General features: G+C 64.2%; 15 protein-coding genes. 9 read left to right on the forward strand and 6 right to left on the reverse strand.

All coding sequences use genetic code 11. From position 1 onward, the window contains the following. Positions 1-269 precede the first annotated feature (269 nt). The 3 genes from ACERIT_RS04270 to ACERIT_RS04280 all read left to right on the forward strand — a co-directional run bounded on the left by ACERIT_RS04270 (position 270) and on the right by ACERIT_RS04280 (position 6,309). Positions 270-1,796 (forward strand): phenylalanine--tRNA ligase subunit alpha, encoded by a 1,527-nt coding sequence (locus tag ACERIT_RS04270; RefSeq protein ID WP_373673590.1) that lies wholly within the window; start codon positions 270-272, stop codon positions 1,794-1,796. Continuing rightward, the gene (gene pheT / locus ACERIT_RS04275) at positions 1,796-3,538 is read left to right on the forward strand and encodes a phenylalanine--tRNA ligase subunit beta (RefSeq protein ID WP_373673591.1); all 1,743 of its coding nucleotides are present in this window, start codon (positions 1,796-1,798) and stop codon (positions 3,536-3,538) included. Before ACERIT_RS04270 ends, pheT begins: the two co-directional genes overlap by 1 nt. Before the next feature lie 113 nt (positions 3,539-3,651). Next, entirely contained in the window at positions 3,652-6,309 is a 2,658-nt protein-coding gene (locus ACERIT_RS04280) for a valine--tRNA ligase (RefSeq protein ID WP_373673592.1), read from the forward strand. 55 nt (positions 6,310-6,364) lie between these two features. Here ACERIT_RS04280 and ACERIT_RS04285 read toward each other — a convergent pair whose 3' ends face one another. Next, positions 6,365-7,309: an acetamidase/formamidase family protein gene (locus ACERIT_RS04285; RefSeq protein WP_373673593.1), complete on the reverse strand. Its 945-nt coding sequence runs from the start codon at positions 7,307-7,309 to the stop codon at positions 6,365-6,367. Positions 7,310-7,459: 150 nt separating this feature from the next. Beyond that, on the reverse strand, positions 7,460-8,515 hold the full coding sequence (locus ACERIT_RS04290; RefSeq protein WP_373673594.1) for a quinone-dependent dihydroorotate dehydrogenase: 1,056 nt from the start codon (positions 8,513-8,515) through the stop codon (positions 7,460-7,462). An 83-nt stretch (positions 8,516-8,598) separates the two neighbouring features. On the opposite strand from ACERIT_RS04290, the gene ACERIT_RS04295 reads away from it, so the two are divergent. Further along, complete coding sequence (locus ACERIT_RS04295; protein ID WP_373673596.1) at positions 8,599-8,763, forward strand: hypothetical protein; 165 nt, start codon at positions 8,599-8,601, stop codon at positions 8,761-8,763. Position 8,764: 1 nt separating this feature from the next. Here ACERIT_RS04295 and ACERIT_RS04300 read toward each other — a convergent pair whose 3' ends face one another. Next, entirely contained in the window at positions 8,765-9,145 is a 381-nt protein-coding gene (locus tag ACERIT_RS04300; protein WP_373673597.1) for a cupin domain-containing protein, read from the reverse strand. An 84-nt stretch (positions 9,146-9,229) separates the two neighbouring features. Between ACERIT_RS04300 and ACERIT_RS04305 the strand changes: the two genes are divergently transcribed. From ACERIT_RS04305 to thrC, 3 genes are all read left to right on the forward strand, one after another. Beyond that, a complete protein-coding gene (locus ACERIT_RS04305) occupies positions 9,230-9,916 on the forward strand; it encodes a DUF5828 family protein (RefSeq protein WP_373673598.1) in 687 nt (228 codons plus the stop codon). Positions 9,917-9,998: 82 nt separating this feature from the next. Continuing rightward, the gene (locus ACERIT_RS04310; protein WP_373673599.1) at positions 9,999-10,403 is read left to right on the forward strand and encodes a helix-turn-helix domain-containing protein; all 405 of its coding nucleotides are present in this window, start codon (positions 9,999-10,001) and stop codon (positions 10,401-10,403) included. An 81-nt stretch (positions 10,404-10,484) separates the two neighbouring features. Continuing rightward, entirely contained in the window at positions 10,485-11,768 is a 1,284-nt protein-coding gene (gene thrC, locus ACERIT_RS04315) for a threonine synthase (RefSeq protein WP_373673600.1), read from the forward strand. Positions 11,769-11,937: 169 nt separating this feature from the next. Here the strand turns inward: thrC and serA are convergent, their stop codons facing one another. Together serA and thpR are read right to left on the reverse strand one after the other, a co-directional pair. Further along, positions 11,938-13,542 carry a phosphoglycerate dehydrogenase gene (gene serA / locus ACERIT_RS04320; protein ID WP_373673601.1) on the reverse strand — a complete coding sequence of 535 codons (1,605 nt, stop codon included), beginning with the start codon at positions 13,540-13,542 and terminating at the stop codon, positions 11,938-11,940. A gap of 90 nt (positions 13,543-13,632) precedes the next feature. Further along, positions 13,633-14,235, reverse strand: a complete 603-nt coding sequence (thpR, locus tag ACERIT_RS04325; RefSeq protein ID WP_373673602.1) for an RNA 2',3'-cyclic phosphodiesterase — start codon at positions 14,233-14,235, stop codon at positions 13,633-13,635. A 141-nt stretch (positions 14,236-14,376) separates the two neighbouring features. Between thpR and ACERIT_RS04330 the strand changes: the two genes are divergently transcribed. Together ACERIT_RS04330 and ACERIT_RS04335 are read left to right on the forward strand one after the other, a co-directional pair. After that, on the forward strand, positions 14,377-15,195 hold the full coding sequence (locus ACERIT_RS04330) for a tetratricopeptide repeat protein (protein ID WP_373673603.1): 819 nt from the start codon (positions 14,377-14,379) through the stop codon (positions 15,193-15,195). Continuing rightward, on the forward strand, positions 15,196-15,495 hold the full coding sequence (locus ACERIT_RS04335) for a DUF424 domain-containing protein (protein WP_373673604.1): 300 nt from the start codon (positions 15,196-15,198) through the stop codon (positions 15,493-15,495). Here the strand turns inward: ACERIT_RS04335 and ACERIT_RS04340 are convergent. Continuing rightward, a complete protein-coding gene (locus tag ACERIT_RS04340; protein WP_373673747.1) occupies positions 15,481-16,248 on the reverse strand; it encodes a TOBE domain-containing protein in 768 nt (255 codons plus the stop codon). The genes ACERIT_RS04335 and ACERIT_RS04340 overlap by 15 nt on opposite strands. Positions 16,249-16,904: the final 656 nt, after the last annotated feature.

Raw genomic sequence — 16,904 nt, forward strand, 5'->3', positions numbered from 1 at the left:
TAATCCCGCCCGTGTCACACACGATCATGGTACTCGAACCCACCTTCGGACGGATCGCTTGCGACCGCGCCCCCGACGGGTTCGAGTTCGTTTTTCGGTGACCCGCGCGTGGCGGATCCGTTCCCCTTCGGGACGGTGAAATCACGCGAGCCGACGTGACGATCGCCGATCGTCGGCCGAACACGGAACGCTTACAGCGTGTGGACTACCGAACGTACGACGAGAGCCGACCTGACGCCCGACGCGAATCCACGACACGAACACATCATATGCGACTCACGGAAGCCCAACTCGCGGTCCTCGAGGCCGCGAGCGCGACCGACGAACGAACGATCGACGACCTGGCGACGGAACTCGACGAGAAGCCCGAGACCGTCACCCGGATCGTCTTCGAACTTCGCGAGGAGGACTTACTCGACGTCTCCGAATCGGAGACGGTCTCCCTCGTCGCCACCGAGGAGGGCCGCGAGTACGCCGATGTCGGCCTGCCCGAGGTTCGCCTCTACCGAGCCGCGATCGACGCCGGCGCGGACGAGGAACCGCTCTCGATGGGTGCGGTGATCGACCGCGCCGAACTCGAGGGGCCCGCGGTCGACATCGCCCTGTCGAATTACGCCCGCAAGGGATACGGCACGATCGATGCCGGGGACCTATCGGCGACTCCCGACGCCGACCCGGCTGACGATCCGGAGCGGATCGTCCTCGAGAACGTCGTCGATGCGGGCGAGGAGGGACTCGAATCCACGGACGAGTTCGATGCTGACGTCATCGACCGCCTGGAGCGCCGCGGACTCCTCGAACGGTCCGAATCGACCGTCCGATCGGTGACCCTCTCCGAGGAGGGCGTGACGGCCCTGATGGAGGGGATCGAGACGGCGGAGACGGTCGACCGGCTCACCCCCGAGATGCTGACGAACGGCGAGTGGGAGACCGTCGAGTTCACGGAGTACAACGTCGAGGCCGACGCCACGACCGCGACGGGCGGACGAAAGCACATCCTCCGGCAGACCGCGGACCGGGTAAAGGACGTTCTGGTCGGGATGGGCTTTCGGGAGATGGAGGGCCCCCACGCCGACGCGGAATTCTGGATCAACGACTGTCTGTTCATGCCCCAGGACCACCCTGCACGGACCCACTGGGACCAGTTCGCCCTCGATCTTCCGCCAATGGACCGAATTCCCCCGAACCTCCTTGAGCGCGTCGAGCGCGCCCACCGCGAAGGATGGGGCGAGGACGGCGACGGCTACCACTCGCCGTGGACCGAAGACGTCGCGCGCGAGATCGATCTTCGCGGCCACACCACTTCGCTGTCGATGCGTCACCTCTCGGGGTTCGCGATGGGCGATCTGGAGCCGCCACAGCGTTTCTTCTCCGTCGAGAAGGTCTATCGAAACGACACCCTCGATCCGACACATCTGCTCGAATTCTTCCAGATCGAGGGGTGGGTGATGGCCGAGGACCTCTCGGTACGCGATCTAATGGGTACCTTCGAGGAGTTCTACCGCCAGTTCGGAATCACTGACGTCCAGTTCAAGCCCCACTATAACCCATACACGGAACCGTCCTTCGAGCTGTTCGGCCGTCACCCCGAGACGGACGAACTCATCGAGATCGGCAACTCGGGGATGTTTCGCGAGGAGGTTCTGGGTCCGCTCGGCGTCGAGTGTGACGTCATGGCCTGGGGGCTCGCGCTGGAACGCCTACTCATGTTGATGTACGGATTCGACGACATCCGAGACGTGCACGGAACGCTCTGTGATCTCGAACTGTTGCGGGAAACGGAGGTGGTGCGATAATGCCCGTCGTCGACGTCGATCCCGACGAACTCCGCGAGTTGACCGGCCACGAGAAGTCCGATGAGGAGTTCATCGAGGACCTGTTCGCGCTCGGCCTGGAGTTCGAGGGTGAAACCGAGGCGGGGGACCTCCAACTCGAGTTTGCTCCGGACCGCCTCGATCGACTCTCCGTTGAAGGGGTCGCCAGATCCCTGCGATACCACTACGGCGACGCTCGCGGCGTTCACGTTCCAGCCACCAACGATGCCGACTGGACGCTTGAGGTCGATGGATCCGTCCCCGAGGAACGCCCCTACGTCACCGGCGCCGTGATCCGTGGCGTCGATCTGGACGACGCCGCGCTCGACTCGCTCATCCAACTCCAGGAGAAGCTCCACGCGACGATGGGTCGAAAGCGTGCCAAGGGCGCGATCGGGATCCACGACTTGGCGATGATCAAGGGTCAAACCGGCCCAGACGGAGCGGCCAACACGATCACCTACCGCGGGATCGAGCCCGACGGCGACACGTTCGTCCCCCTCGATTCCGACGCCGAATTGACTCCCACCGAAGTACTCGAAGAGCATGACACCGGCCGCACGTACGCCGACCTCGTCGACGAATATGACCGGTATCCAGCGATATACGACGACCTCGGACTCTTCTCGTTCCCGCCAGTGATCAACGGCCGCCGGACCGAGGTGCGGACGGGGAGCCGCGAACTGCTCGTCGAGATGACCGGGACCGACCAGTGGACGATCGATCGGATGCTTGCGATCGTCTGTTATGCGCTGTCGGCCCGTGGAGCGACGATAGAGGACGTCAATGTCGTCTATCCCGACATTGGCGACTCGGATTTCGAACATCCACAGGCGGGTGCCGATCTGCTCCGTCCGGACTTCGAGGTAACCGAAAAATCGGTCTCCCACGACCGTATCGAGTCGACGATCGGCGTCGAGTTCGACTCCGACGAGGTGGTCGACCTCCTGGAGCGTTCCGGTCTCGATGCGACCTACTCGTTGGGCGAGGAGGTCGTCTACGACGTCGAGATCCCCCCGTATCGCGTCGACGTGCTTCACCCCTACGACATCGTCGACGACGTGGGTCGGGCCTACGGATTCAACGACCTGGAGCCGCGGTATCCCGATGTCGGGACCGTCGGCGGTCGCCACGACCGCTCCCGGCTTGAGGACGCTGCGCGCGCGAGCCTCGTCGGGCTCGGATTCGAGGACCTGTTGAACTTCCACCTGATAAGCGGTGCGGAGAACTACGATCGGCTGAACGTCGAACCGGGGGGCGACGTCCTCGGCGGCGGCGATCCGGTCGAGATCACCGAACCGTACAGCGAGGACTACACGCAGCTTCGATCCTGGGCGCTTCCCTCGTTGTTGATGGTCCTCGAGCGCAACACCCACCGATCCTACCCGCAGGACTTGGCGGAGATCGGCCTCGCGGCCGAGCGCGACGAGTCGGAGAACACGAACGTCGCCGAACGTCGGACGGTCGCGGCCGTCCTCGCACGCACCGACGCGAGCTACGAGGACGCGAAGGCCCGGCTGCAGGCCATCTGCCGTGACTTCGACGTCGATCTGGAGACGCCGGCCACCGAACACCCGACGTTCCTCGACGGGCGTACGGCCGCGATCGCGATCGACGGAGTCGAGGTTGGCGTGATCGGCGAGGTCCATCCCGCCGTGCTCGTCGAACACGATCTGGAACTTCCGGTGGCGGCCTTCGAGTTCCGGCTCGACGCGCTGGAGTGACGATCGGTCGCTCGTAGGTGGCGGCCGTGACGGCCGCTCCCGGGGCCCCAGCCGCTCTTTGGCCTCCCCGATCGAGTCGCTTAACAGGGAACCGGCGGTACCACAACCCAAGAATGCCCAGCGGAGAGTATGACCCCGACGCCGCCGAGGCGCGCTGGCAGCGGCGATGGGTCGAAAACGAGACGTTCGCCTATCCGGAGGCACAGGCCGATTCCGACACCGCGTTCGCGATCGACACGCCCCCGCCGACTGTCTCGGGCAACCTTCACTGGGGACACGTCTACGGCTCGATCCTCCAGGACATCGTGGCCCGATTCCATCGAATGAACGGCAGCGATGTTCTGTTCCCCTTTGGCTACGACGACAACGGGATCGCCTCCGAGCGACTGGCCGAGCGGGAACTCGGGATTCGCCACCAGGACTTCGAACGCCGCGAGTTCCAGCGCAAGTGCCGAGAGGTCTGCCGGGAGTACGAGACGGACTTCACCGAGAAGATGCAGGGCGTTGGCCTCTCCATCGACTGGACGAACACCTACCGGACCATCTCCCCGGAGGTCCAGCGGATCTCCCAGCTCTCGTTCATCGATCTCTACGAAAAGGATCGTGAATACCGTCAGGAGGCCCCGGCGATCTGGTGTCCCGAGTGCGAGACGGCGATCTCGCAGGTCGAAACCGAGGACGACGAACGGGACTCCCACTTCCACGACATCGCCTTCGAGGTCGTCGAGGCGGACCCGGAACGGTCCGATTACGACGCCGACAGTCCCGACGAATTCACCATCTCGACCACGCGTCCGGAATTATTGCCCGCCTGTGTCGCGGTCTTCGTTCACCCCGACGACGAGGAGAACGAAGCCCTCGTCGGAACCCACGCCCGGATCCCGATCTTCGGCCAGGAGGTGCCGATTCTCGAGGACGAACGCGTCGACATGGAGACCGGCTCCGGCATCGTGATGTGTTGTACCTTCGGCGACCAAACCGACATCGAGTGGTATCAGGCCCACGACCTCCCGCTGCGCGTGGCGATCGACGAGTCGGGCCATCTGACCGAGGAGGCGGGCCCCTACGAGGGGATGCACTCCTCCGAGGCCCGCGAGGCGATCGTGAGCGATCTCGAGGACGAGGGAGCCCTACTCGACCGGCGTGCGATCACCCACACCGTCAACGTTCACGAGCGGTGTGGCGTCGGCGTCGAGTTCTTGGTCACCGAACAGTGGTACGTCGAGGTGCTCGACAAGATCGACGAATATCTCGAGGCCGGTCGCAAGATGGAGTGGTTCCCCGAGAAGATGTTCACCCGGTACCAACACTGGGTTGAAGGGCTCCAGTGGGACTGGTGTATCTCCAGACAGCGCTCTTCGGGCATCCCCTTCCCGGTGTGGTACTGTGCTGAGTGTGACGCGGAGGTCATCGCCGACAAGACGGACCTGCCCGTCGATCCCCTCTCCGACAATCCTCCCGTCGACGTCTGCCCCGAGTGCGGCCACGACGAGTTCATTCCCGAGGATGACGTCCTCGACACGTGGGCGACCTCCTCGCTCACTCCGCTCATTAACGCCGGCTGGGACTGGGATGCGGACGCCGGCGAGTTCACGATGGATCGACCGGAGATCTATCCGATGGACGTCCGTCCGCAGGGCCACGACATCATCTCCTTTTGGTTGTTCCACACCGTCATCAAATGTTATGAACACACCGGTGAGGTGCCCTTCGAGTCGACGATGATCAACGGGATGGTCCTCGACGAGAACCGCGAGAAGATGTCGAAATCGAAAGGCAACGTCGTCGAACCCGACACGGTGATGGATCAGTTCCCGGTCGACGCCGCCCGATTCTGGGCTGCCGGGTCGGCGATCGGCGACGACCTGCCCTATCAGGAAAAAGGCCTGCGCGCCGGCGAGAAGCTCATTCGCAAGCTGTGGAACGCCTCGAAGCTCGTGGAATCGCTCGCTCCCGACCCGTACCCGGACGAGCCCGACGATCTGGAGGAGCTCGATCGGTGGCTGCTCGCGGAGATCGACCGGGAGATAGAACGGCTCACGACGCGTCTGGAGAACCGCGAATTCTCGAAGGCACGGGACGGTCTCCGGACGTTCTTCTGGGGGACGTTCTGTGACGACTACCTCGAGATCGCCAAACAGCGCGAGGATGCCTCCGCCGAATACACCCTTCGGACGGCCCATCGGCGTTTCGTGAAGCTGTTCGCTCCGTTCCTCGCCCACGTCTCGGAGGAAATCTGGCACGCCGAGTACGCCGCAGGCGCCGACGGCGAGGCCGCGGAGTCGGTCCATCTTTCCGAGTGGCCCGAGCCGCTCGGCCTCTCGGCCGACCACGACGCCGGCGAACTCGCGATGGCGGTCGTCGGTGCGCTCCGCAAGTACAAAAGCGCCGAACAGCTCCCGCTCAATGCGCCCCTCGAAGTCGTCGAGGTCTACGGCAACGTCAGTGGCTTCGAGGACGACATCACCGGCGTGATGCACGTGGAGGACCTCCGGATGTATCCGGACGCCGAGGCGCCCGTCGAGACGGTCACGACCGGTATTGATCTCGCGTACGCGACGGTCGGCCCGAAGTACGGCGACACGATCGCCGATATCGAGGCTGGGATCGCGGAGGGCGATTATGAACTCGTCGACGACGAACTCCACGTCGCCGGCGTCGAGTTGGCCCCCGACGAGTTCGAGATCGAGACCGAACGGCAGTACCGCGGCGAGGGAACACTCCTCGACGCCGACGACGCCGTCGTGATCGTTCGAAGCGACGGAGAGTGAGGACGCGGCGGAGAGTGAGGAAGCGACGGGAAGTGAGAATTCAGCGGGGCCCTCGTCACGCCTCCTCGAACAGGCTCTCGGCTAGATACGCCGAAACGACCCAGTTCGGTCGATCAACGACCTCGTTGATCTTGAGATCGGCGGCAACCGAACAGAGAACGTAGGCCTCCTCACGCGTGAGTCCCCATCGCTCCTGGAGGTGATCGATCATCGCCAGGACGGCGTCCTTCGTGGCGTCCATGAGGTCATCGCGGATCCCCGTCGTCGCGTACATCGGTTCGTCACGCCCCGACGGCGTGAACGGTCCCGTCGTCTCGAATTGCGGGCCGTCGATATCGAGGTCCGTCCGGAGCGTAATTCGGGCCGTGATCGTCGTCGGCGTTTCGATGGCGCTGACACAGACTTCCCCGTCACCCTGGGCAGCGTGGCCGTCGCCGATGCTGAACAGGGCATCCGCCACCTCGACGGGCAGATAGACCGTCGATCCCGCCGTGAGATGTTTGATGTCCATGTTCCCGCCGACACGCCTCGGCGGTCCCGTCGAGTGGTCTCCATTCGCTGCGGGCGCGAGGCCCACGACGCCGGGGAAGGGGGCAATCGGAATCTCGATTCCCGCCTCAAACGGCGCGACGTCGTCGTCGAGATCCCAGTGGTAGAGGTATGGATCCGGAAATTCCTCAGGGAGCAACCCCTTCCCTCGATCGCCCGACCGTATCAACGTGTATCCCCAGTCGTCGTGTTCCACCTCCTGAATGTCGATCTGGAGGACGTCCCCCGGTTCGGCACCGTCGACGGCGACCGGTCCCGTGAGATGATGGCCGATGAACTCCGTTTCCGCGAGTTCCTCCGCATCGGTCTCCGGCGTGATCCCCGGGCCGCTGTCGTTGAGGCACTCGAACGTGACCGTCTCGCCGGATTCGATCCGGAGCTCCGGTGCGTGATCGTTGTTCCAGGAGGTGTGAAGCGCCTCCTCGTGACTGAGGGCGTGATCGGCATCCATGACTTCCTCGATGATCGTCGACGGCCGTCTTATATTCAACGCTCGGTCGGTGTTTTTTAACGACCCCGTGACCCGCCGTCTCGATCGTTCGGTTCCGGGTGTCGTTCGTCGAGTTCTCTTCCGATTATAAGTGTTGACGTTCGATTCCGATCAGAGATCCGCTCCGACCGCCGCCTCGATCGAGTCGAACCCGTCGCGTTCAAGCAAATCGAGTACCCCCTCGTTGATATCGCGGGCGATGCTCGGTCCCTGATAGACGAGTCCCGTGTACAACTGTACGATCGATGCGCCCGCACGGATCTTCGCGTAGGCGCCATAGGCATCGTCGACGCCTCCGACGCCCACGATTGGAACATCGGTTCGTTCGGCGATGAAGCGGACCAGTTCCGTCGCCACCTCCTCGATCGGTTCCCCGGAGAGGCCGCCGCGCTCGACCTGTTGGGGGCTCTCCAGTGAATCGGGACGGCTCGTGGTCGTGTTCGTCGCGATGACGCCATCGAGATCGTACTCGTCGACGACCGCGAGCGCCTCCTCGATCGCCGGTCGCGGCAGGTCGGGCGAGAACTTCACGAGAAGCGGTGCGGCGCCGGCGTCCGTGAGCGTCCCCAGGATCGACTCCAGCGCCTCGCGATCCTGAAGCGACCGGAGGCCGGGCGTGTTGGGACTTGAAACGTTCACGACGAAGTAGTCACCGGCGTCGGCGACGCGCTCGTAGGTGTACAGGTAGTCGTCAGGGGCGTCCGCAAGCGGGGTCGATTTCGATTTCCCGATGTTGATCCCGACAGGGACATCGGGAAGCGGTTCGGATTCGAGGCGCTCGCCGATCCGATCTGCGCCCTGATTGTTGAAGCCCATCCGGTTGATGAGTGCGAGATCGTCCTTTAGACGGAACAGTCGCGGACGCGGATTCCCCGACTGGGCCTCCGCCGTGACCCCACCGACCTCGACGTGTCCGAATCCGAGCGCGGCGAGCGCCCGGGGAATCTCGGCGTTCTTATCGAAGCCGGCGGCGACGCCGACGGGATTTGGAAACTCGATCCCGAAGGCGTCCGTCCGCAGGCGAGGATCCTCGACGACGTACCGCCGCGCGAGCAGATCGGTCACGGGCGTTCCCTGGACTGCCCGCAACAGTCGATGGGTGGCGCGGTGTGCGGTCTCCGGCGGCAGCGCGAAAAGCGCCGGCTTGCACAGCTCGTAGACGGTCATTGCCGGATCGTTGGCCGCGACCGTCAAGAACCCTCGCGATCGAAGACGACACGTTGATTTATAAGGACGCGCTCGACTCACCCATGGTGGAACCCATTACGGTGGTCGCGATCGCCGCGGGGATCGCGGTCGCGGCGATGACGCTCGCGATGTTGTGGTTCGTGCGGGACTCGATGAACGAGGAGACGCATCGTCCCGATGAGGGACACGAAAACGGGGACGCCGACGGGAACGAAAACGGCGCGTAGGCTACTCCTCGTCCGGATCGTAGACGTGAACGTCGTCTTCCGCCGGTGGGGCGCCGACCGCGAGCACTACCAGTGTCTCGTGCGCCGTCTTTGGGTTGTACGCGCGCTGTGGATCGCCGGGTCCGACGGCGAACAGTCCACCTTCCGGTACCTCGTGGGTTCCCTCGGGCGTCTCGACGTGCATGGTTCCCGATAGTACGTAGAAGGCTTCCTCCTGTTCGTCGTGATAGTGGTAGGCGAGTGGTAGCTGCTCTCCCGGTTCGGCGCGAAAGAGGTTCATCGCCATCCGTTCGAGGTCAGCAGCCGCCGTGAGCCGCCGGAGTTCACACGGTCGATCGGGTGCCGGCTCGATATCCTCGGGGTCAACGATTCGATAGCCCATGTCCCTCGGTAACTCGCCGTGGACAAAAACGCGGCGGGCGTCGGAGAGCCTTTACGGGCTCGCCACATAGCCAAGTAACAACCGATGGAAGAGAGCATCTCCGGGTTCAAGGTGCGCGGAGACTGGGGGAAGATGGTCGAACACGGCGAGAAGATCACCCAGGCACTGCGGGAGGCTGAGGTGAACAACGACGCCTTCCACGAGTGGGACGAGTGGCGTCCCCGATCCCACGAGCGGATCGAGGAGGACATCTCCGAAAAGACCGCTCGACAGGCCTCGGTAAGCGAGGGCGAGGGCGAAAAGGCCGGTAAGACGGCTGGCGAGGACATTCAGACGGCCGGCGAGAAGCTCTCCGAATCCTACGAGAAGGTCGAAGAAGGAGAAAACGAGGCCGCACTCGATCGGTGGGGGGAGTCGATCGAGCACGTCGCCCGCGCGGCCGACTCCGCGGGCCGAAAGGCGCTCCGGAAGGTCGAGGACACGGTCTATCGCAACGTGATGACCCAGCTTGCGCCCTACTACTTCGACAACGAACTAATTAGTGCCAACATCCAGCAGGTCGGCCGTGGAGACGCCGACGAGGAGTTCGTCTTCGAGGTAAACGTCAACGACGACGAGCTGAAGTCGGATGTCTCGGAGATCCTCTCCGAATACGAATCGACCGTCGACCGCTGGCACGTCGCGGCCGAAAAGGAGACGGCCAATCTGGAGGCCGCCGAGGGGGTCGAACTGCCCGAGACCGAAGAGGAGTCGAAATCGACGACGACGTGACCGTCCTCCTGGCGTATGGAGGGCGACGACCGACGAGAGACGGTGACGGGTTTTAATTGCTCACGATCGCTACCCTTGAGGGATGACCGATCCACGATCCGACATCGAGGACCTCGTCGGCGACGTCGACCCGGGCTTCGCGCACGTGCTGTCCTGTGTGTTCGGGATCAAGGACCACGAGAGCCGAACGTATCTCGTGCTCGTCGAGAATCCGAACTGCACCGTCGCCGATCTCGCCGATGCGCTCGATCGGGACCGGTCGAACGTCAACCGGTCGTTGTCGACGCTTCGGGAGAAGGGCCTCGTTGAGCGCCGCCGCCGGCTGCTCGATTCGGGCGGCTACGTCTATCAGTACACTGCGCTCTCGATCCCCGAGACGAAAGCGCGTCTCCACGCCGCACTTGACGAGTGGGTTGCGTCCGTCCACGAGACGATCGACGAGTTCGATCCCGGCGATGAATCCGGAGCATCGTCCGTCGACCCGTGAGTCCCGTTCCGTGATCGTCGGGTCCGCCCGCGGAACGATCGGACCGCCCACCTTTTACGTTGGGGGAGTAACTCTCGAACGATGACGCTCGAGATCGATGCCCCCACGCCGTCGGCGCCAGCGTGTGCCGACGACGGGGTGTGGCTCGCCTGTATCGCGTGCGGTTCGACGTTCGCTCCCTTCGAGGATGTCCGATACACCTGTGACGACTGCGACGGCCTCCTCGAGGTTCGCTACGACGATCCCCCCACTTTCGACGATTTCGGGCCGGGCGCTTCCAGTCCGGGCCCCGACCGCGGCGTCTGGCGCTACCGTGAGGGACTCCCCTTCGAATCCGGAGTGACGCTTCCGGAGGGCGATACGCCGCTTCACGAGGTTCCTCGCCTGGAGGCAGACGTCGGCGTCGAGACCCTCCGAATCAAACACGAGGGGATGAACCCGACCGGCTCGTTCAAGGACCGAGGAATGACCGTCGGCGTTCGCGTCGCCGAACGGCTCGGCGTGGACGCGCTCGCGTGTGCCTCCACGGGAAACACCTCGGCCGCGCTCGCCGCCTACGGCGGTCGGGCCGGTCTCGAGACGCTCGTGCTCCTTCCCGCTGGAAAGGTTGCGGCCGGGAAGATCGCCCAGGCGAGCCTCCACGGCGCGCGCATCCTGGAGGTCGATGGCAACTTCGACGCCTGCCTCGATATCGTCCAGGAACTGGCCGCCCGCGGCGAGGCGTACCTGCTCAACTCGCTCAATCCCTTCCGTCTCGAGGGCCAGAAGACGATCGGTTTCGAGATCCTCGAGGCGTTTCACGACGACCACGGAACGTTCCCCGACCGGATCGTCCTGCCGGTGGGCAATGCCGGCAACACCGCGGCGCTATATAAGGCCTTTCGCGAGCTCGTCCAGTCGGGTGCACTCGGCATCGACGACGTTCCGAAGCTCACCGGCGTGCAGGCCGCCGGTGCCGCACCAATGGTCGAAGCGATCGAGAACGACGCGGAGTCGGTCCGTCGATGGGAGGACGTCGAGACCCGTGCGACCGCGATCCGGATCGGGAACCCGGTCAACGCGCCGAAGGCGCTGCCGGGGATCCGAAACACCGGCGGTACCGCCGTCGCCGTCACCGACGAGGAAATCACCGACGCCCAGCGTACGCTCGCGGGTGAAGGCGTTGGCGTCGAGCCCGCTTCGGCGGCCAGCATTGCGGGACTCCGGAAGCTCCGTCGGGAGGACGTCGTCGACGCCGACGAGCAGGTCGTCTGTCTCACCACCGGTCACCTGTTGAAGGACCCTGACGCCGCCTACGAAGCCGGCAACGACCCCGAACCCGTGGCCAACGACGTCGGCGCGGTGCTCGAACTGCTCGCGGAGTAACACGGGTCGATCACGGTCGCGACGTTCACGCCTCCGTCACATTCGACGGGTCGGAACCGGTCGTTGGTGCTGTCGTCGTAGAGTCGAACGCATTTTCAGAACGACACCACCGCTCTCCTCTCTCGATGTCCACAAGCCGCGGATCGGCCGCCATTCCCACTGACTCGAGTTATGTCTCGCGAACGTTCGCCTCGTCGAGAGTGATCTCCGTGACCTCGATGATGCGATCATCGGCCAGGAGCTCCTCGATCGCGGCGTCAGGAACGTCCTGATCGAGATTGTAGACGGTGAGGGCCTCGCCGCCGTGGACCTCACGGGCGTTGAACATGCCCGCGATGTTCACACCGTGGTCGCCGAGAACGGTCCCGATGAGCCCGATCACGCCCGGCTCGTCGTAGTTGCGCGCGACGAGCATATTGCCGTAGGGGACGGCGTCAACGCGGTATCCATCGATTCGAACGATCCGGGGGTCCTCGCCGGCGAAGAGGGTCCCCTCTACGGAAAGCTCCACGTCGCCATCGCTGACGGTGACCCGGACGAGGCTCTGGAAATCCTCGGTCTGCCGCGTCTTCGACTCCACGACCTCGATGCCACGGTCCTCGGCGAGTTGTGGCGCATTCACCGCGTTCACCTTCCACTCGAGGGGTTCAAAGACTCCCTTCAGCGCGGAGGCGGTCACGAGTTCGACCTCCTCGGCGGCGATGTCACCCTCGTAGGTCACTTCGACCGTGTCGATGCGCTCATCGAGCAGCTGTGCGGCGACCTTACCCGCCGTCTCCGCCAGGTCGATGTACGGCTCGATGCGCGGGAAGGCAGTCTCATCGACTGATGGGGCGTTGAGCGCGTTGAGCACGGGTTCGTCGTTGAACGCCGCGATCACCGCGTCAGCGGTGTCGGTCGCGACGTTCTCCTGGGCGGCTTCCGTCGAGGCGCCGAGGTGCGGCGTCAAGACGACATCGTCGACGTCGAGGAGGGGCGAATCCTCCGGCAGCGGTTCGACCGCGAACGAGTCGAGGGCAGCGCCGGCGAGGGTTCCGTCCGCCACCGCGGCCGCGAGGGCGTCCTCGTCGACGATCCCGCCGCGGGCGCAGTTGATGAGGTACCCGTCCTCGAGTTGCGCGAGTTCGTCCTCGGCAACCATCCCCTCCGTCTCGGGCAAAAGCGGGGTGTGGATCGTCGCGAAGTCGGCCTGAGCGAGGGCGTTGTGGAGGTCGTCGGTCAGCTCGGCGCCGAGTCGTTCGGCGCGCTCCTCGGAGATGTATGGGTCGTAGACGACCAGATCCATTCCCAGCGAGTCGAGTCGCTTTGCGACTTCCTGGCCGACTCGACCGAGCCCGATGATCGCGAGCGTCTTGTTGTTGACCTCCGAACCGAGGTACTCGCCTTTCGCCCACTCGCCGTCCTTCAATCGACCGTGAGCCTGCGGGATCGACCGTGCGACCGCGAAGGTCATCGCGACGGTGTGTTCTGCGGCCGCCCGGACGTTTCCTTCCGGAGCGTTGGCCACGATGACGCCGTGGTCCGTCGCAGCATCGATGTCGATGTTGTCCACGCCGATGCCGGCGCGGCCGACGATCACGAGTTCCTCCGCGGCTTCGAAGATCTCGCGGGTGACCTCGGTTCCCGATCGGACGATCAGCGCGTTCGCATCGGCGATGGCTTCACGAAGCTCCTCGCCGCCGTCGACGTCGTAGGCTGTCTGTACTTCATGGCCTGCCTCCCGGAGCCGATCGAGGCCCGCATCCGCGATCGGGTCCGTCACGAGGACGTTCATACGTGTACGAATCCGTGGGCCGTGGTTAATCCTTTTTCATCGGGCTCGGCGTCCGTGTCCCTTGATATCACGGCTCCCGTGGGGGTGGTCTCACGCCGAAAGCGGGAACGATTCGACCGTCTCGTAGACCGGTCCCGACGACGTGAGACGCGATCGCTTCAACTGGACCTGCTCTGCGGTGAACGTGCCGATATCGGGGTCACGATTCCGGACGACTCGCTGAACCAGGTCCTTTCCCCGCGCGTCGTTCATCCGCGCGAGGGTAACGTGTGGAGTGAACTCATGTTCGTCCGGCTCGTAGCCGAGCGCTACCGTTCGCTCCTCGATCGTCTCGTGAAGGCGAGCCAACTCGGTTGATCCCTCCCCGATCCCGGTCCAAACGACGCTGATGTACTCCATCGACGGGAAGACGCCGAGTCCACCAACCGACACCGTAAACGGTCCCGTGTTCGCTTCGGCTACCGCCCGACGCCCCGCATCGGTCACGGCGTCGACGCCGGCACTCGGAGTCGAATCATCGGTCGACGATCCGTCCGTCGTCTCCGCCGGCACGTCCCCGAGGAACGCGAGCGTCACGTGTGCCTGCTCTGGGTCCGTGAACCGCAGGCCGTCGGCCCCGTGAAGCTCCTCTTGAACGTCCGCGATCCCCGAGGCCAGTTCCTCCGGGATGTCGACCGCAAAGAATGCGCGCATCTCGATCGGGAGGTGGGTCGCCGCAGGGAAAAGTCGACTGCCCGATCGTCCCGTCTCGTTCCCTCGTCGCCGGCCGGGACGGCGATCGGCGAACCCCGGCGGACGTAACCCTTACCCGCGACGACCGCCAAACCGGGCCATATGACCGACAAGCCGGACGATCACGGCCACGAGTTCTCCTCGGGACAGGGACTCGACGAGGACTACGAGGATTTCACCCTCGATCCCCCCGAGTTGAACGCCGACCCGATGACGGTCGACCCCGTTGACACCCGCGTTATCACCGACGAACTCGACCGGCGAAACATCGCAAGCGATCAGGTCGACGTCGAGCAACTCGTCGATGTCGGGCTCTCGTATATGGGCATCAACCGCTTCGAGGAAGCCACTGAAACCTTCGAGCGAGCGGTGATGTTCGCCGAGGAGGACTCGCTTGCCGCCCAGGAGGCACTCGTCAACAAGGGCGCAGCACACGCCGAACTGGAGGAGTACGACGAGGCGATCGGTGCCTATCGTCGGGCGTTGCGAATAGACGACGACTCAGAGCACGCCGCGACCGCCGAGACCAACCTCGCGTACGCGCTCTGGGAGTTCGGTCGCCACGAGCAGGCGCTCGAACACGCCGAACGCGCCGTGGAGATCGATCCCCGGTTCGCCCAGGCATGGTACAATCGTGGTTTCTTCCTCGTCGAACGGGGTCTCGCCGAGGACGCGGTCACCGCCTTCGACAACGCCATCCGTCTCGGCCACCGGAACGCGGACGTTCTCGAGGAGAAGGCTCGCGCCCTCGAGGAGGCCGACGAGTACGAGCAGGCCGAGGAAGTCGCAGAAAAGGCCGAGGAACTCCGCGAGGAGCGCGAGCGGGAACTCGTCGACGAGCACGGCCGGGGCGGTCCGAGTGAGAACCGAACTCCCGACGGCGACGCCGGCGGACTCGACTCGGAGTTCGGAGGGCTGTAGATGCTTCTCCGTGAGCGGGACACCCCTGAGGGTGTGCTCGTTTCGGTGTGTGATCCCGACTGTCTCGGGGAGACCTTCGAGAACGGGGCCGCGTCGCTCACGGTCGAAGAGGAGTTCTACGCCGGCCCCGACGCCGTCGAGGCGACGGACGAGGAGGTCATCGCCGGTCTTCAGCGGGCAGAGGTCGCGAACCTCGTCGGCGAGGAGGCGGTCGGCGTCGCCATTGAGGCCGGACTCGTCGATGAGGAGGCGGTCCTCGAATTCGACGGGACGCGTCACGCCCAGTTACTTCGGCTTTGAGCTGGCGTTCGTTGCCGGTCCACGGTTGACTTCCGGCCGAAATGGAACTACCCGCGTCGCCGTCGCCTTCCAGGTGAGACACACCGAGCGCCCGACGGAGAGGTCGAGTCGCGAGACGCTTTCTGCGGTCACGAGTACTCGAAACGTTGCGCCGTCGACGTCGACGTGGATCGTCCGGATCGTCTCTCCCCGTTCGACGGCCGTCACCCGCCCGTCGACCTGATTGCGGGCGCTCGTCGCGTCCGGTTCGGGCGTCTCCGTAATCGCGGAGAGGGTCACCGCATCCGCACCGATTCGCAACTGGACGCGATCGTCGATCGTCACGTCACCGCCGAGTCCACACACGTCGCCGATCGAGGTCTCGACGGTCACGATCTCACCGCTGGTTCCGGTCACGACGCCCTCGATGACCGTCTCGGGGACCTGCGCAGCCGCCGTGAGCGCGGCACGCAATCGCTCGTAACGGGCCAACAGTGTCCGGGCGTTCTCCGTCAACTGGCTTCCCCCGCCGCCCTGGCCACCGCGCGTTCGATCGACCAGATCACCGAAGGCCGCCTCAAGTGTCTCGATACGCGCGAGCGCGCGCGCTCGAGACCGCTCCAGGTCGGCCGTGGCGGCGGCGATCGATCCCGATCGTCCGATCGTCCGCAGGAGTGCGGCATCGCGCGCGTCGAACTCGACGCCGTCCTCCGAGAGGACTGCCTTCCCGTGGCCGGTCGTTTCGTTCCTCACGGAAACCGATCGGCGAGCCATCGTCTTGAATCGAGGGGTCGTCATCCGGCCGATCTGCCATTCTATATCGCGATATATGATTTATTTGGGCCACCGACGTTTCATCTTCGATTCCACTCGTCTGCTACTCATCCCTTCAGCCACTCCATTCAGCCACTCTACTCATCGATTCCATTCAGCCACTACCATCAACTCCATTCAGCCACCACCATCAACTCCATTCAGCCACCCCATCGCACTGTCCGGCACTTCCAGTGACGTCGTCAGGCGGACTGGATCCCCAGTCCGTTCGTAACCATCGCGGAGGAACACGCTTTCGCAGACTTCGGTCTGCCCAGTGTGTTCGAAACGATCGACGTCCTGCTCGACGAGTGCCACTCAGCCACTCTCTCACGTGATCGCTTACCATTGCATTCGAACGGTTCATGATCGAAACGGATTCACTCGATCGAGTCCCTGTGAGTCGCCGACGTCTCTCTGATCCTCTCGATCGAGCTGCGATCTTTCCCGTGTCGATCCTCTTCTCGATATATCTCATGTCGCGATATCTTCTGGGGTTCGTGGTGGTTGGCGTCCGCAATTTTCTGGAGCCACTCACAGACCGCTCTATACTCGACGTGCCGCCGTTTCTTCCCGTGTGGTTCGTTGCGGTCGTATTCGTGAATCCAAACCAACGT

Origin of the sequence: Halopenitus sp. H-Gu1, assembly GCF_041821145.1 — an archaeon.
Classification (GTDB): Archaea; Halobacteriota; Halobacteria; order Halobacteriales; family Haloferacaceae; genus Halopenitus.

Excerpts from the sequence above, each read along its gene's own strand:
- ACERIT_RS04270 (WP_373673590.1), top strand. The coding sequence starts at position 270 with ATGCGACTCACGGAAGCCCAACTCGCGGTCCTCGAGGCCGCGAGCGCG.
- ACERIT_RS04280 (WP_373673592.1), top strand. The coding sequence starts at position 3,652 with ATGCCCAGCGGAGAGTATGACCCCGACGCCGCCGAGGCGCGCTGGCAG.
- ACERIT_RS04310 (WP_373673599.1), top strand. The coding sequence starts at position 9,999 with ATGACCGATCCACGATCCGACATCGAGGACCTCGTCGGCGACGTCGAC.
- thrC (WP_373673600.1), top strand. The coding sequence starts at position 10,485 with ATGACGCTCGAGATCGATGCCCCCACGCCGTCGGCGCCAGCGTGTGCC.
- ACERIT_RS04295 (WP_373673596.1), top strand. The coding sequence starts at position 8,599 with ATGGTGGAACCCATTACGGTGGTCGCGATCGCCGCGGGGATCGCGGTC.
- serA (WP_373673601.1), bottom strand. The coding sequence starts at position 13,542 with ATGAACGTCCTCGTGACGGACCCGATCGCGGATGCGGGCCTCGATCGG.
- ACERIT_RS04285 (WP_373673593.1), bottom strand. The coding sequence starts at position 7,309 with ATGGATGCCGATCACGCCCTCAGTCACGAGGAGGCGCTTCACACCTCC.
- ACERIT_RS04305 (WP_373673598.1), top strand. The coding sequence starts at position 9,230 with ATGGAAGAGAGCATCTCCGGGTTCAAGGTGCGCGGAGACTGGGGGAAG.
- ACERIT_RS04340 (WP_373673747.1), bottom strand. The coding sequence starts at position 16,248 with ATGGCTCGCCGATCGGTTTCCGTGAGGAACGAAACGACCGGCCACGGG.
- pheT (WP_373673591.1), top strand. The coding sequence starts at position 1,796 with ATGCCCGTCGTCGACGTCGATCCCGACGAACTCCGCGAGTTGACCGGC.
- ACERIT_RS04330 (WP_373673603.1), top strand. The coding sequence starts at position 14,377 with ATGACCGACAAGCCGGACGATCACGGCCACGAGTTCTCCTCGGGACAG.
- ACERIT_RS04335 (WP_373673604.1), top strand. The coding sequence starts at position 15,196 with ATGCTTCTCCGTGAGCGGGACACCCCTGAGGGTGTGCTCGTTTCGGTG.
- ACERIT_RS04290 (WP_373673594.1), bottom strand. The coding sequence starts at position 8,515 with ATGACCGTCTACGAGCTGTGCAAGCCGGCGCTTTTCGCGCTGCCGCCG.
- ACERIT_RS04300 (WP_373673597.1), bottom strand. The coding sequence starts at position 9,145 with ATGGGCTATCGAATCGTTGACCCCGAGGATATCGAGCCGGCACCCGAT.
- thpR (WP_373673602.1), bottom strand. The coding sequence starts at position 14,235 with ATGCGCGCATTCTTTGCGGTCGACATCCCGGAGGAACTGGCCTCGGGG.